The 13,472-nt window shown below is 45.7% G+C and carries 16 protein-coding genes; 11 read left to right on the forward strand and 5 right to left on the reverse strand.

Annotated features, from left to right (window positions below):
• Positions 1-69 precede the first annotated feature (69 nt).
• The 6 genes from OA34_RS09690 to OA34_RS09715 are packed head-to-tail and all read left to right on the forward strand — an operon-like array spanning position 70 to position 3,777.
• Complete coding sequence (locus OA34_RS09690) at positions 70-813, forward strand: DUF4198 domain-containing protein (protein ID WP_039674812.1); 744 nt, start codon at positions 70-72, stop codon at positions 811-813.
• Positions 813-1,409, forward strand: coding sequence for a cobalt transporter CbiM (gene cbiM / locus OA34_RS09695; RefSeq protein ID WP_039674813.1), 597 nt, complete (start codon positions 813-815; stop codon positions 1,407-1,409). The genes OA34_RS09690 and cbiM overlap by 1 nt, the downstream gene beginning before the upstream one ends.
• Positions 1,406-1,828 carry a hypothetical protein gene (locus OA34_RS09700; protein WP_039674814.1) on the forward strand — a complete coding sequence of 141 codons (423 nt, stop codon included), beginning with the start codon at positions 1,406-1,408 and terminating at the stop codon, positions 1,826-1,828. The genes cbiM and OA34_RS09700 overlap by 4 nt, the downstream gene beginning before the upstream one ends.
• A complete protein-coding gene (locus tag OA34_RS13745; RefSeq protein WP_286682971.1) occupies positions 1,801-2,475 on the forward strand; it encodes an energy-coupling factor transporter transmembrane component T family protein in 675 nt (224 codons plus the stop codon). The genes OA34_RS09700 and OA34_RS13745 overlap by 28 nt, the downstream gene beginning before the upstream one ends.
• Entirely contained in the window at positions 2,472-3,188 is a 717-nt protein-coding gene (locus OA34_RS09710) for an energy-coupling factor ABC transporter ATP-binding protein (protein ID WP_041961766.1), read from the forward strand. The genes OA34_RS13745 and OA34_RS09710 overlap by 4 nt, the downstream gene beginning before the upstream one ends.
• Positions 3,163-3,777: a class I SAM-dependent DNA methyltransferase gene (locus OA34_RS09715; RefSeq protein WP_039674817.1), complete on the forward strand. Its 615-nt coding sequence runs from the start codon at positions 3,163-3,165 to the stop codon at positions 3,775-3,777. The genes OA34_RS09710 and OA34_RS09715 overlap by 26 nt, the downstream gene beginning before the upstream one ends.
• On the opposite strand, the gene pdxA is transcribed toward OA34_RS09715, so the two are convergent.
• The 5 genes from pdxA to OA34_RS09740 form a co-directional block, all read right to left on the reverse strand.
• On the reverse strand, positions 3,774-4,712 hold the full coding sequence (pdxA, locus tag OA34_RS09720; protein WP_039674818.1) for a 4-hydroxythreonine-4-phosphate dehydrogenase: 939 nt from the start codon (positions 4,710-4,712) through the stop codon (positions 3,774-3,776). The two genes, OA34_RS09715 and pdxA, sit on opposite strands and share 4 nt — an antisense overlap.
• On the reverse strand, positions 4,709-5,488 hold the full coding sequence (locus tag OA34_RS09725; protein WP_039674820.1) for a pyridoxine 5'-phosphate synthase: 780 nt from the start codon (positions 5,486-5,488) through the stop codon (positions 4,709-4,711). The genes pdxA and OA34_RS09725 overlap by 4 nt, the downstream gene beginning before the upstream one ends.
• A gap of 174 nt (positions 5,489-5,662) precedes the next feature.
• Positions 5,663-6,793: a cytochrome b/b6 domain-containing protein gene (locus OA34_RS09730; protein WP_286682972.1), complete on the reverse strand. Its 1,131-nt coding sequence runs from the start codon at positions 6,791-6,793 to the stop codon at positions 5,663-5,665.
• Between the two features lie 55 nt (positions 6,794-6,848).
• Positions 6,849-7,223, reverse strand: a complete 375-nt coding sequence (locus OA34_RS09735) for a c-type cytochrome (protein ID WP_039674822.1) — start codon at positions 7,221-7,223, stop codon at positions 6,849-6,851.
• 31 nt (positions 7,224-7,254) lie between these two features.
• Positions 7,255-8,724 (reverse strand): NAD(P)/FAD-dependent oxidoreductase, encoded by a 1,470-nt coding sequence (locus OA34_RS09740; protein ID WP_039674824.1) that lies wholly within the window; start codon positions 8,722-8,724, stop codon positions 7,255-7,257.
• A 265-nt stretch (positions 8,725-8,989) separates the two neighbouring features.
• Between OA34_RS09740 and OA34_RS13750 the strand changes: the two genes are divergently transcribed.
• From OA34_RS13750 to lpxD, 5 genes are all read left to right on the forward strand, one after another.
• Complete coding sequence (locus tag OA34_RS13750) at positions 8,990-9,154, forward strand: hypothetical protein (protein WP_254376027.1); 165 nt, start codon at positions 8,990-8,992, stop codon at positions 9,152-9,154.
• Positions 9,155-9,164: 10 nt separating this feature from the next.
• Complete coding sequence (locus OA34_RS09745; RefSeq protein WP_039674826.1) at positions 9,165-10,067, forward strand: Ppx/GppA phosphatase family protein; 903 nt, start codon at positions 9,165-9,167, stop codon at positions 10,065-10,067.
• A gap of 283 nt (positions 10,068-10,350) precedes the next feature.
• On the forward strand, positions 10,351-12,042 hold the full coding sequence (locus OA34_RS09750; protein ID WP_039674827.1) for an acetolactate synthase large subunit: 1,692 nt from the start codon (positions 10,351-10,353) through the stop codon (positions 12,040-12,042).
• A gap of 13 nt (positions 12,043-12,055) precedes the next feature.
• Positions 12,056-12,517: an acetolactate synthase small subunit gene (ilvN, locus tag OA34_RS09755; protein WP_173636971.1), complete on the forward strand. Its 462-nt coding sequence runs from the start codon at positions 12,056-12,058 to the stop codon at positions 12,515-12,517.
• Entirely contained in the window at positions 12,517-13,470 is a 954-nt protein-coding gene (gene lpxD / locus OA34_RS09760) for a UDP-3-O-(3-hydroxymyristoyl)glucosamine N-acyltransferase (protein WP_039674831.1), read from the forward strand. Before ilvN ends, lpxD begins: the two co-directional genes overlap by 1 nt.
• The last annotated feature ends 2 nt before the right edge of the window (positions 13,471-13,472 follow it).

Here is a 13,472-nt window from a genome sequence, read left to right on the forward strand (position 1 = left end):
CCTTTTTTACGTCATAAATGCGACAATAATATCGAATTAATTCAAGTATTATTTATGAGGAGCATTCGTATGAAAATATTATTGGCATCATTGGTTTGCGCAACGTCGCTTTTGGCTCACTTTCAAACGGTTATGACCGACCAATCGGTCGTCGAACAAAAAAATCCGAAAGTTTTGATTCAATACGAGTTTACGCACCCGTTTGAACAACAACCGATGAACATGCAAAAACCTAAAGAAGCGGGCGTCTTCTTTGAAGGTAAAAAAACATCGCTTCTAAACAATCTCCAATCGGTCGAAAACAACAAAATAACGACGTGGAAAAGCGAATATACGATCAAAGAACCCGGCGTGTACCAATTTTACGTCGATCCGATGCCGTACTTCGAACCTGCGGAAGACAAGTTTATTCGCCATCAAACGAAAACAATCGTCGATGCGTTTAATTCAGGCGAAGGTTGGGATAAACCCATCGGACTCAAAGCCGAAATCATTCCGCTTTCACGCCCTTACTCGCTTTATGCCGGAAATCTTTTTAGTGCCAAAGTGCTCTACAAAGGTAAACCCGTTCCTAATGCCGAAATCGAAATCGAATACTACAACACGAAAGGGCTCAAAACCCCCAACGACATGTACGTAACGCAAGTCGTCAAAGCCGATAATAACGGTGTTTTTCATGTGGCTTTACCGCTTGAGGGTTGGTGGGGATTTGCCGCTTTGATCGACGACGACGAAAAGATCAAACACGAGGGTAAAAGTTATCCGGTAGAATTGGGTGCCGTTTTATGGCTTAAAACCGAAAAGATTCACTAATGCATATTAGCGAAGGGGTATTACGCCCCGAAATTCTGATCGGAGGTGCCGTTCTTTCGACGGCACTGGTTTTTTACGCGTTTAAAACGCTTAAAAACGAAGAGATTCCCAAGACCGCCGTTTTATCCGCACTCTTTTTCTTAGCGTCGTTTATTCATATTCCCTTAGGCCCGACGTCGGTTCACTTGGTTTTAGGCGGTATCGTCGGCGCACTGTTAGGTCCACGCGCTTTTGTGGCAATTTTCGTCGCGCTCTTCTTGCAAGGAATTTTATTCGGCTACGGCGGACTTACGACGCTCGGCGTAAACGTGTTTAACCTTGCGTTTCCGACGCTTGCAGGGTATTTTCTCTTTCGCTTGCACCCGCATACGCTTTGGAAAAAAACCGCCTTATGGTTTTGCGTCGGCTTTGTTCCCTTAGGCTTATCGGCGTTCTTGCTCTCGCTTACCTTAGCCCTAAACGGCGAAGCGTTCGTCAGTGCCGCACAATTGGCGTTTTTAGCACACCTTCCCGTGATGTTCATCGAAGGCGTCATCACGCTTTTTGCGCTTCGGTTTATCGAAAAAGTCGCACCCGCATGGTTGGAGGTCGCATGATAGTTCGTTTTATAATCATCGCTTTTTTAAGCATTTCGACTTTGTACGCACATAAAATCAATCTTTTCGCATACGACGAGGAGGGGAGTTTATACGTTCAAAGCTACTTTACCAAATCCGCTCCGTGTAAACAATGCACGATCCTGCTTCAAGATTTTCAAGACAAAGAATTGGCGCGCTTTCAAACCGACGATGAAGGCAAAGCCTCCATCAAGTTGCCTGCGCCGCATTTCAAAATTACCGTTGAAGGCGGCATGGGACATCAAGCGACGTTAGACTACGAAGCAAAATCCCACACGAAAGAAGAGCTCAAAACTTTGCCTTCCGATACGCCTTTGGGCAAAGTCGCCTTAGGATTGGCTATAATTGTCTTTTTCTTTGGAGCACTCTTTTGGATCAAACGTCCCGCCCGTCGATAACGCCTTGCGTCGCCTTGCTTTTAGCCCTCGTATACGGTTGTACGATCGCACTTCAAACGCACATGTACGTTTCGATGTCACTGATCTTGTTTTTTTTGGCATGGCTCAAACGACGCTTTTTGCTGATTATTTTCAAACGTCTTGTCATGCTCAATACGCTGATCGTTTTCATTGCGCTTACGCTTTATTGGCAACACCAAGAGCATCTTGCGGGATTGATGCTCCTTCGCTCCAACCTGATGTTGCTTTGTATTTTACTGCTCTTTCACGGCTGTAACGAATTTACGATCGCGATTGCGATGCAACGCCTCGCCTTACCGCATAAAATAACGACGCTCTTTTTCTTTACGAGTAAATCGATTTTTCTAATTCGCCATGAGCTCGAGCTCTTTAAAAATACGTTACGCATTCGCGGTTTTACGCCCAAAACCGATCTGTTATCGTATAAAACGCTGGCGGGATTTATCGGCACGCTGGTGATCAAAGCTTTAGAACGATCGGTCGCTTTGCAAAAAGCGATGCTGCTTCGAGGATTTCAAGGTGAAATTTACACCTTAAGCCGTCGTCAAAGCTTAAGCTCCAACGACGCGATCGCGACGTTATTGACGCTTATCTCACTTTTTTGGCATCAAGGGTATATCTTATGAGTTGTTCGCTAACGATGAAAAATATTTCCGCCGCACGTAACGGCGTGACGCTCTATACCGGCATCACGTTAAACCTTTCGCATAAAGAGAAAATTGCGATTATCGGACCTAACGGTTGCGGTAAAACGACGCTTTTGGAGATGATCGCCGGATTGTCTTTACCGCAAAGCGGACTGTTGGAACTGTTTCACCGACCGATGCGCTCTTTGGACGATTTTAAAACCGTGCGCACGATGATCGGCTATCTTTTTCAAGACTCCGACAATCAGTTTTTAGCGCCTATCGTCGAGGATGACGTCGCGTTTAGCCTCCTTGCCCAAGGCATACCCAAGGAAGAAGCCGCACTCAAAACCGCCATGATGCTTCAGGATTTAGGCATTTCGCATTTGGCGAAGAAAGTGGTCTATCATCTCTCCGGAGGCGAAAAAAAATTAGTAGCCCTTGCCGGCGTCTTAATCGCCGAACCCAAACTCATGCTTTTAGACGAACCGACCAACGGTTTGGACAATGCCATGCAACAAAAGCTCGTTTCGATTTTACGCAAAATCGATAAAAGCATCATCATCGTTTCGCATCACAGAGAGTTCCTCGAATCCATCGTCGATACAATCTACACGATGACGCCGCAGGGTCTACGTGGTACGTTTAACGCCTCAAACCCGCAAAAATATTATATCTGGAGAACGTATGACGGACACGAAACAACGCTTTGATGCCGTAGCACAAAAATGGGATCAAAACGATATGCGTTTAAGCCTTGCTAAAAATATTACCGATGCGATCTTGAAATCCGTTTCGTTTTCAAAAGACGACTGTGTTTTGGACTTTGGTTGCGGCACCGGACTTGTGGGACTCAACATCGCTCCTTTGGTCGGCAAACTCGTCGGCGCGGATCTTTCAAGCGCGATGTTGGAACAATTTCAACGTAAAGCCGATGAAAGCGGATTGTCGCACGTTGAAACCTTGGCGTTGGACGCAGATGCAAATTTCGGTGCTTGGCGATTTGATCGTATCGTAAGTGCCATGGCGTTTCACCATATCGAAGAGCCTTCGCGCCTTATTCAAAAGTTTTCCCGTATCCTCTCAAACAAAGGGCTCTTAGCGATTGCCGATTTGGACAAAGAGGACGGAAGTTTTCACTCGGACAACACGGGCGTATACCATTTCGGATTTTCAAGGGAAGAGTGGGTGCGTTTTTTCACCGAAAACGGCTTTGAAAAACCGAGTTTCGTCCAAGCGCACACCGTGAACAAAAACGGCAAAACGTATGAAGTCATCCTCTGTTTTGCCGCAAAAGCCTAAAAGGTCAATAAGACTTTAGTACCGGTCAGCTTCAACGCTTCGTGAACGGCATTGACGTAACTGAGCGTTGAAAGTTCTTGAGCGTTTTTATAGGCAATATCAAAAGCGGTTCCGTGATCGACCGACGTTCGTATAATGCCCGCATTGAGGCTCACGTTGATACTCTCTTCAAAATAGAGCGTTTTGAGAGGAATCAAGCCTTGGTCGTGGTACATGCAAACGAAATACTTAAATTTTTCACGATTGGCGATTGAAAAAGCGGTATCGGGAACCATGGGACCGAAGAAAACTTCACGTTCTAAAAAATGGTTGGCTTTTTGAATCGCTTTTTCGATTTCGCTATCTTCGTCGCCGATAACGCCGTGATCTCCTGCATGCGGATTTAACCCTAAAACCGCAATACGTTCACATCCGAGTTCTTCGTATATTTTGAGTAAAAACGGTTTAAGCTTTTTCGTTTTGATCTCGTGCGGCACATCGCGAAGCGGAATATGATGCGTGTACAAAATGACGAACATCGCTTCGCATCCGAGCATCATGATCGCTTCGCATCCGAGTAAATCACTGAGGGCATCGGTATGACCTTTATATTCCAAGCCCGCTTTTTCCCATGCCTCTTTGTTGATCGGCAGCGTCACGATCGCATCGACTTCGTTACTTTTAGCTAATGCCACCGCCGTAATAAACGAATCGTAGGAACTCTCTCCGGCATCAGCGCAACAAACGCCCGGGGTAATTTCAAAAACTTTTCCGCAATCGCGAATTTCGAAATCTTCGGGTACGTCGATTCCTAAAAGTGCACTTCCCCATGCTAACATGTTTTCGTTAATGCAATAAATCGGCTTACAGACTTTCGTAATTTCTCGGTGCGCTCTGAGCGCAATTTCCAAACCGACGCCGTTAAGATCGCCGATGCTGATGGCAAGTTTTTTCATCGGACCAATCCTAACATCTCTTTAATGGCGCATTCTAAGCCGACAAAAACGGAACGCGCGATAATACTCTGTCCGATATTGAGTTCTTCGATCGCGGGCATAGCGACGATTGGCTTGACGTTTTGATAATTAAGACCGTGCCCCGCGGCGACTTTCATCCCCAATCGGCGCGCTAAATTTGCGGCATTTTCAAGCTCGCTTAAAGATGCTTCCAACTTCACATGTAAGGTTTTTCGATCTAATTGTAACGCGGCAATCGCATGAGGCGTTCGAGCCAAATTGGCGTACAACATCGCATAAATATTGGCGTACAAACCCGTATGCAATTCAACCCATTCAACGCCTAAACGGTGCGCCGCTTCAATCATCTCCACGGAAGGATCGATAAAAAGCGATACTTCGATCTGCGCTTGATGCAAACGCTTTATCGCCTGATTGAGAGCATCGAAATGCGCAAGAACGTCTAAGCCGCCCTCCGTTGTGACTTCTTCGCGTTTTTCGGGAACCAAAGTCGCTCGATGCGGCAAGAAGGCTAATACTTTTTCAAGAATTTCAGCATTCATCGAACACTCTAAATTCACGGGAAGTTGCGATTGTGAAATGATTTTTTGCGCATCTTCGTCGTTCATATGGCGTCGATCTTCGCGAAGATGAATCGTGATCTGATCGGCTCCGGAGCGTTTAACGAAAAAGAGCGCGTCCAAAGGATCGGGATCGTTGATCTTGCGCGCTTCCCTTAATACGGCGATATGGTCGATATTCACACCCAAAAGCATTCTGCATCCTTTGTTTTTAGTTTCAAAACGAGCCTACGCGTCAGGTACAAAATACGCTACATCATCTTACATGTAAAAATCTTGCATCAACGACGCGTCAGACAGTTGCTAGGAACGTTTTGTATTATAACCAAAATAGGGTTTCAAAAAAATTGCGACGTTACGAAACGGTCGCTATTGGGGAATATGAATACGCGTATTGTCCAAAATACCGAACTCAAACCCTTCGTGACAGGCGAAACAGTTGGAAGCCTCTTTGATCGAAGGACGTTTGTACACACTACGGTCGATATGTTCATGTGCCGCGCGCCAGTAGGGAACTTTACTCATTGAAATCGGGTGCATCGTCCCCAAAGAATCCAGCGTTTTAAACGCCAACTTGCGAGAGGACGTTTCGGCACTACGGCTTGCAAGATACGCACGAATGCTCTCTTGCTCGCTTTGGGTAATATTGCGATCGCTAATCGCTTCGCCGAAATGGTTCGATAAGCCGTCCATTAAAAGCGTCCACGAAGCACTCGGAAGCATAAAAGGAGGGTAGGGTTTGTGGCATTTTCCGCATTTTTGCGCATAAGCCTCGTTTTCGGCGGCATAGTCGATTTTCGCAAAACGTTCATGCGTCAAATAACTCTTTTCGTCGTAAACGATCGTATAAAGCATACCGATCGAAATCGCAATCACGCTGTACGCAAACAGATGGTGCCAAATTGAGACGACGGTATCTTCACCCTCGGCTCTTTTATAGCCCGTTACCATTGCAAACGCCATATTCGTTTTATGGTAAAACTGTTCCACGAGAACGCCTGAAATATGAATGAACGCCCATGCAACGAGAATATACGCTCCGTATTCATGCACGTAAAACAGGAACGTCGATGCCTTAAAAAAATCGTTGTTAAAAAAGCAAAACGGACCGCTTGCTTCTTGCGTTCCTTGCAGTAAAAGCCCGCTTAGAACGATTTCCAAACCGAAGCACAGCACGATAATCGTAAACCAACTGGAAGCGGCATTATGCCCGGCGTGAATCTTGCGCCACCGGTTTTGGACCTTTTCGACAAAATAGTATCGCAGTTCCGCAAAAGAGAGTTTAAACGTTTTGAACGTCGCATAATTTGGACCGACGATGCCCCAAACGAGCCGATAAATCAAAACAATTCCGAAAATCCAACCGAAGGCTAAATGCCATTTAAAAAGCGAGTGAAAAAAAGCCGTGATAAAAGAGGTGATAAAGGAGAGTGCGATCATCCAATGAATAATGCGCGTACACAAAGGCCATACGAAAACTTCATTTTGTCGCTTGTTCATTCTTCGCTTTCAGAGACTTCTCGGCTCACATGTCGCCGAGAAGTACCGTTGATCATTACTTGCTGATATTAAACGTGTTGAAAATGTAACTTGCCATCACTTTAATGTCGTAATCATAACCTTTTTCGGCTAATTTTTTCATATTATGTTCCATCACTTCGTGCTCGCTTGCCGTAGATTGTCCTAAACCGCCGTTTTTGATGTCAAAAAGTGACATCTCAAGCTCTTGGATGCTTTGTTTGTTAATCGCAGGAGCTTTTTTCTCTGGATTGCCTTCGCCCTTATTGCCGTGGCAATGTAAACACGTCTCTTTATAAACTTCCGCCGCGGAATACTTATACTTTGCCGCATCCGATTTTGGTTTATCCCCGCAACCGCTTAACAAAGCCAAACTTGCTACCGTCATACATAGTAAAGTCAATTGTTTCATCTGTTATTCCTTTTTCTATTCGTTCGTTATTTTAAGCTCTACCGGATAGCATGCCGTAAATCGTCATCGGTTTAAGGGCATACACTTTCAACAACCACCAAATCCATCGCTCTTGCGTCGGATCGAGAGGGAAAGAAGGCGTAGGTTTTGCCGTCCAGTTAAATTCGGCAAGCATAACCGTACCGAGGCTCGTAATCAACGGGCATACGGTATAACCGTCGTATGCGGCCGGCAATTTCTCTTTTTTCTCCATAACGGCAATCAAGTTGTCGACTAAAACGGCATACTCTTTACGCGCGCTTCCTCCGGTTTTTGCCATGGGAAGAGCGGCAACGTCTCCGATAGCAAAAACGTTCTTATAGGTTACATGTTGCAAAGTCTCTTTAACGACGGGAACCCAGCCTTTGGAAGAGCCGATCGGAGATTTACCGACAAGATCGGGTGCTTTTTGAGGCGGCGTAATGTGGATAAAGTCATATTTTTTCTCGATATTTTTAGACATCGGAATCATCGTATACTCTTTCAAATCCTCGTCGTATTCGCCCTTTTCCAACCATTTGTATTCAAACGTCGCTACTTTTTTCTCGGTATCGATGGCGACGAGATTGGTTTTAAATTCCCACTTAAAGCCGCGTTTTTTAAATTGTTCAAAAATAGCATCGTTGTATTCAGGCACGCCGAACATCTTATCGCCGCTCGGGCAAAACGTAAGTTCGACTTTATCGCGTACGCCGGCTTTGGTTAAAAGATCGTGGATAATATACATAATCTTTTTGGGAGCACCGCCGCACTTAATTGCCGTAGCGGGATCGGTAAAAATGGCTTGTAGTTTTTCGCTTCCCGTGTGCGCTTTGGCTTTAGCGATCAATTCTTGAATACCTTTATACGTATCGACCGCACCGTCGGCAAAATAGATAGAGTAGACGCCGTTTTTGCCCACTTTTTTACGAACGATTTCATTGTCGCCCGAAGACATGATTTCGCCCTCTAAGCCTTTAATCGAAGCAAAGTCAAGCACCAAACCCGTTGCCACGACCAAATAGTCGTACGCAACTTCCATGCCGCTTTGTGTTTTGACTTTGTTATTTGCCGGATCGAAAGAGACAACCATCTCTTTAATCCATTTTGTGCCTTTGGGAATAAAATTGGCGGTATCATACGTAATATCGCTTTTTTGCCATACGCCGGCTGCTACCAATGTTTGCCCCGGTTGATACGAAACCGAATGCGGATTAGGTTCGATAATCGTAATGTCGGGATTGGACAGTTTATTCGTCAATTTTGCCGCCGTAGCAACACCGGCAAGACCGCCTCCGACGATCACGATTTTTCCCTTTGCATCGGAAGAAGCATACGCTTCGGTTGTCGTTGTCGTACCTGCTAAAACGCCTGCGGCAATAGGAGACGCCGCCAATAGCTTCATAGCGTCACGACGGGAAAGGACACCTTCGTGTTTTTCAATCTCACCTAGAATCTCTTCGATGATTTTGTCAGACTTCATAATTTAACCATCCTTTTTGTTGTATGTCTCCCCATTCTACTGCCAACAATATAAAGTTTTCCTTGGCTAGTAATATTATAGTTGATTATTTTAGTTATTTATAATCTTCTAAGATTGTAGCGATAATGTAACGTTATTCTAAATCTTCTATTAAGTCTTTTTTGCTTACAATCTGTAAAAATTTTAGCTCCCGTAGTGAGGCATCGTGAAAAAAGAGTTCTTCATTTTTGTCGTGATATTTTTCGTCTTATCCTTAGGCATGCATATGAATCAGTGGGTTTCACATCCTTTAGAGCATTTTTCTCGTCTGATGGCGCACGATATGCCCTACCATCCGCTGTTATATACCTTCATTGCATATGTGTTGATCGGCGTGCTTCGTCTTGCTATTGCCCTTGTAATGAAACTTTTCGGTTTTCAAAAACGTTAGTTCTTGCCGTATGATTGCATGTGATTTAGGCTCAAACACGCTTCGTATCGCACGTTTTGATTGTCAAACACGCCGAAGAACGGCATGCTTTGAACGCATCGTACGTACGGCAAAAGACTTACATGTCAACCGTGCGATTGCTCCAGAGTCGCAAGAACGCCTTTTTGCGGCACTGCATGAAGCTTCGTTACATTTTGACTTCCGAAACGAACCTTGCTTTGCGGTAACGACGCAAGCGATGCGTATGGCATCCAATGCGCGTGAAATTCTTAGTCGTATCGAAACAACGTTTGGGATTTGCTTTGAAATTATTTCAGGCGAAAAAGAGGCGGCATTGACCTCTTTAGCGGTTGAACACGCCTTAACGCGAGAAGGATTCGACGCGTCTTGTTATGTTTTATTCGATCTAGGCGGCGGGTCGACGGAAATTACTTTTTGTAACACGACGAGCAAAGAGAGTCGAAGCTTTCCGTTCGGTATCGTCACGACCACCGAACGCTATGCCTCAATCGACGCATCGCAAATTGATCGCATCGTATCGGTCATCGAACCTTTCGTCGAGCAACATCAACCCGTCGTATCGCGTTACCGTCAATTGATCGCGACCGCCGGAACGCCTACGACCGTTGCCGCTTTCAAACAAGGTATGGATTATGCCCATTACGATGCGAACGCGATTAACGGCACGTCTTTACATGTCAACGATTTTGAAGAGGCTTTCGTACGTTTAAGCCGTATGCCTATCGAAGAAGCGACGCGCTTTACGGGAACCAATCGCCGTGACTCCATGATCGCCGGAATTTTACTCGTTAAAACCATTATGCAAAAACTAGGGTTTGCGACCTGCATCGTTATCGACGATAGCCTTCGAGAAGGCGTGGCTATAGCAAATTGTAACACCTCTTCCATTTAATGATTCAAAGTACCGAAAATAGCCTCTTTTAATCTTTATTTGCTATAATAACCCACTTTTTTTACCGAGCTTTAACACTCGATACAACAGAGGTGTTCGGGCTTTACGTGAAGATGTAAAAACAGCGGTATGCGGAAAATTTGACTTCGTTACGAAACAAACTTTGACGCTCGGTACAACCTCGGCGTTGAGGCTTTTGCCCCGACATGTAAAAATAATTTGCTTTGCAAAAAGCGAATTTTAGCGCGAAGTCGCAACCAAAAAAAATATGAAAGGAGAGGTCATGGAGTTAAGCGGTTCCCAGATGGTTATAGAAGCACTACGGAAGGAGAACGTCAGCGTCGTCTTTGGCTATCCCGGCGGTGCGATTATGAATGTTTACGATGAAGTCTATAAACAAAACCATTTTAAACATATTTTAACGAGACACGAACAAGCGGCGATTCATGCCGCAGACGGTTATGCAAGGGCAACGGGCGAGGTCGGTGTTGCGTTTGTGACCAGCGGACCTGGCTTTACCAACGCGGTGACGGGTCTTGCAACGGCTTATATGGACTCGATTCCTCTGGTCGTCATTAGCGGACAAGTTCCCATTAGTATGATCGGTACGGACGCGTTTCAAGAAATCGATGCGGTCGGTATCAGCCGCCCGTGCGTCAAACACAACTATTTGGTCAAAGACGCCAAAGATTTGTCGCGTATTTTAAAAGAGGCGTTTTATATCGCGCGAAGCGGCAGACCCGGTCCCGTACATGTCGATATTCCCAAAGACGTGACCGCACAGATTGCACATTTTAGCTACCCTAGCGAAATTAAAATGCAAACTTACAAACCGACGTACAAAGGCAATCCTCGTCAAATTAAAAAGGCGATCGAAGCGATTGCGGCGGCGAAGCGTCCCGTTTTATACATCGGCGGCGGTGCGATTAATTCCAACGCGGCAAACGAAGTACGCGAATTTGCACAAATTTGCGGCATTCCCGCCGTCGAAACGTTGATGGCACGCGGCGTTATGGGCGATGAAAATCCTTTATTACTCGGAATGCTGGGTATGCACGGTTGCTATTGCGCCAATATGGCGATGAGCGAAGCCGATTTGATGATCGCTTTTGGCCCTCGTTTTGACGATAGGGTTACTGGAAAACTCAGTGAATTTGCCAAACATGCCAAAATCATTCACGTCGATATCGACCCAAGCAGCATCGGGAAAATCGTTCCGATCGATTATCCGATCGTCGGAGACCTTAAAAACGTCGTCGAAGCGATGATCCCGCTGGCAAAAGAGCAAATACAAGCCGATAAATACAAACCGTGGCGTGAACTGTTAAAACGCTACAACGAAATTCATCCGCTCCGATACGAAGACAGCAACGACGTCATTAAACCGCAATGGGCGATTGAACGCGTAGGGGAACTTCTCGGCGATAAAGCCGTCATCTGTACCGACGTCGGTCAACACCAAATGTGGGCGGCGCAATTTTACCCGTTTAGCTATCCAAGACAATGGCTTAGCAGCGGCGGTTTAGGAACGATGGGGTACGGTTTGCCCGCGGCGATGGGTGCTAAAGTCGCATTACCGAACAAAACGGTCATTAACTTCACGGGAGACGGCTCAATTTTGATGAATATTCAAGAGCTTATGACCGCGGTCGAAAATAAAATTGCCGTTATCAACATTATTTTGAACAATCAATTTTTAGGAATGGTTCGCCAATGGCAAACTTTTTTCTATAACAAACGCTACTCTTCAACCGATCTTTCGGTACAACCCGATTTTGTTAAATTGGTTGAGAGTTTCGGCGGACGCGGATTTAGAGTCAAAACCAAAGCGGAATTCGATCAAGCCTTAAGCGATGCAATGCAAAGCGGTTGTGTTTGTATGATCGACGTTCAAGTCGACCGCTTTGAAAACGTTTTACCGATGGTTCCGGCAGGCGGAACGCTTTACAATATGATGTTAGAGTATAAGGAGTAAGCCCATGGATGCGATTAGAAGAGTATTATCGGTTATCGTCCTCAACGAAGACGGCGTACTATCTCGTATTTCAGGCTTATTTGCCGGTCGCGGATACAACATCGACTCTTTAACGGTAGCGCCTATTCCGAAAACGAATTTGTCGCGCTTGACGATTGTTACCTCAGGCAGTACCGCCGTTTTGGAGCAAATCGTCAAACAACTTCATAAATTGATACCGACCTATAAAGTCATCGAATCGGGCGAGTTCGTCGAAAAAGAGCTTGCATTGGTTAAGATTCCTCTGAGTGAAGATTTCAACGGTCTAGATGCCATGCTCAAAGCCTATAACGGCACGATCGCCAGTAGCAGCGAAGAGTCGATCGTCTTAATGGTTGCGGACGACTACAATCGAATCGACAGTTTTTTGAAAGCCGTTAAAAAATATAATCCGACCGATATCGTTCGCAGCGGTTCGGTAGCGATGGACTTGTAATGAAAATTAGCCTCCTTGCGCAAGCGTTAGGATTAGACTACGCCGGCAGAGATTTTGATGTTGCCTCTTTTGCAACGCTCAAGGAGGCAACGCCTTCGCACATCGCTTTTTTTAAAGACGCCAAGCTACTCGACGACTTAAAAAATACCCAAGCAGGCGTTGTCATCCTTCCCAAAGCCTATTTAGAAGCCTTACCTTCGAACGTAGAAGCTCTCGTGAGCGACGATCCTTATTTGAGCATGGCATATGCGAGCCGCTACTTCGCGAAAAAAGTTTTTGAGACTTCCGTTGCTCCGCGTATCGATCCCGCGGCATCGATCGAGCAAAACGTCGTCGTCGGTAGTGGAAGCGTCATCGAAGCGGGCGCGCGCATTATGCCAAACGTAACGATCGGAGCGAACGTCACCGTCGGTCAAAACGTCGTCATATACCCTAACGTCGTCGTTTACGACGATTGTGTAATTAAAGCAGGCTCCATCCTTCAAGCCGGCGTCGTCGTCGGGAGCGACGGCTTCGGTTACGCGCATACGAAAACCGGCGAACACATCAAGATTTACCATAACGGTAACTTGATTATCGAAGAAAACGTCGAAATAGGCGCTAATTCCACGATCGATCGTGCGGTTTTCGGCTCTACGGTTATCAAAAAAGGGACAAAAATAGATAACCTTGTGCACATCGGACACAATTGCGAAATCGGTCAATTTTGTATCATCGTCGCGCAAACCGGCTTGGCGGGATCGACGAAGTTAGGACGAAACGTTGTCATGGGCGGACAAAGCGCAACCGCAGGTCATTTGGAAATCGGCGATTTCGCAACCGTCGCGGCACGAGGCGGAGTGAGCAAATCCATCGAAGGCGGTAAAGTCTACGGCGGATTTCCATTGATGCTTCAAAGCGATTGGCTTAAAAAACAGGCCAAAATCGCTCAATTTTTTAAAAGGAATTCATAATT

The sequence above is a fragment of the Sulfurospirillum sp. MES genome, from assembly GCF_000789415.1.
GTDB lineage: Bacteria > Campylobacterota > Campylobacteria > Campylobacterales > Sulfurospirillaceae > Sulfurospirillum > Sulfurospirillum cavolei.